Below are 1,394 nucleotides of genomic sequence, written 5' to 3'. Positions count from 1 at the left end.
TCGCTTTCATTATATATGCAGCATAGAGGGGAATCGATACTTTCATCACTATTTGTGCCGCCGCTCGCCGGCGGAATGGTAATTAGTATGAAAAAACTTCTATAGGGTATCAGATGCTCTTCATCTGATGGACATATAATATCACCGGATGCTGAAAGGGAACTGAAATAAACTAAATATTATTGACTCTTATATTAGTGGTCGGATTGGATACGAACCTCCAGTACCATTAATTATTCTACGTTAAAATCATTATCTGTTGGATATTCCAGTTATATATGAAACAAAGCAAGCGAAATCACCTATCCGCTTCCTTTCGTTGCCTAATTGTGCTCTCCATGAAGCATCACCACCATCACCCTCAACTATTCTTGCAAGAGTATTGAGAGAAATAATAACTACATTATGAGCTTTAGAACGACCATCGTCTGCAGATGTTTTTTCTTCTATACTCATAGTTTCCCACTGGTTTCTTATATAAGCATATCTAGCTGCACGATTGATAAATTCATTCCAAAAATCAAGCTTATCCTCCACGGTACAAGAAGAAATACTTTCGACCAAAGCAGAATAAATCTTCATACACTCTTCGATTGTGATGATATTTCCAGCTTCATGTTTTAAATATGCCTCATAAGTATTCATATCAACCCCTCATATCTTCCGTCCTCTTCCCAGCTTGCAATCTCTATATCGTCAGCTATGGCAACTTCCAAAAGCCTTTCTCTGTATAATCTCAGGAGGGCGTCTTCTCCTATTTTTCCTTTTAAATAACTACTAAGAGCATAAAAAAACTGCTCATTCACCTTGAAAGGCCCTTCATAGTACTCAAAATCCATATAATTCCCTACAACCTCCCGGAACACTCCTCCAAGAGAGTCAGCTAGATAAACCGATGCATCCATGTCATCACTGTCACCATTTTTTCTAAAGAATTCATTGGTATCCCATGTTGACATTTTGTTAAGAACAAACCCACCGTAGCTATGTTTTAACGGAGTATCATCGGTTTTAGGAATCCAAAGGATATCTCCTTTTTCAAATGGAGTCGGGAAATCGAACCATAGATGATCGAAGAAATCCAAGATTCCGTGCATTGGCACCGAAGTACCTACAGGAGGATATTCGTCTATTCCAATAATCTGCCCGCCTCCTCGGTATTCTATTTCGTATAACTCATCCGGATTGTCGAGAGACTGCTTAAGGAATTTATACCTTAAAACTTCTCCGTTTTCATTCGTGGAACCTTCATTCATATATGCTACTTCCTTGTGAAATGCATCCATACATTTCTCTAAGTGTAACGCGTCGAATTAATCTTCTCACCTACCGCAGGTTTGCCGCAGATTAATTTCGGCTCCTCCTAAATATTGTCTATCTTAACGTGCTGTTTT

2 protein-coding genes are annotated in these 1,394 nt (G+C 38.7%); both read right to left on the bottom strand.

Annotated elements, in window-relative coordinates:
* Positions 1-252: 252 nt before the first annotated feature.
* Positions 253-645 carry a hypothetical protein gene (locus BLV86_RS17460; RefSeq protein WP_090820136.1) on the bottom strand — a complete coding sequence of 131 codons (393 nt, stop codon included), beginning with the start codon at positions 643-645 and terminating at the stop codon, positions 253-255.
* On the bottom strand, positions 642-1,286 hold the full coding sequence (locus BLV86_RS17455) for a hypothetical protein (protein ID WP_090820133.1): 645 nt from the start codon (positions 1,284-1,286) through the stop codon (positions 642-644). Before BLV86_RS17455 ends, BLV86_RS17460 begins: the two co-directional genes overlap by 4 nt.
* Positions 1,287-1,394 lie beyond the last annotated feature (108 nt).

Origin of the sequence: Oribacterium sp. KHPX15 (assembly GCF_900107835.1) — a bacterium.
In the GTDB taxonomy this organism is placed as follows: Bacteria; Bacillota; Clostridia; order Lachnospirales; family Lachnospiraceae; genus Oribacterium.
The sequence above is the reverse complement of the archived record's forward strand: the minus strand, read 5'-3'. Positions and strand labels throughout refer to the sequence as shown.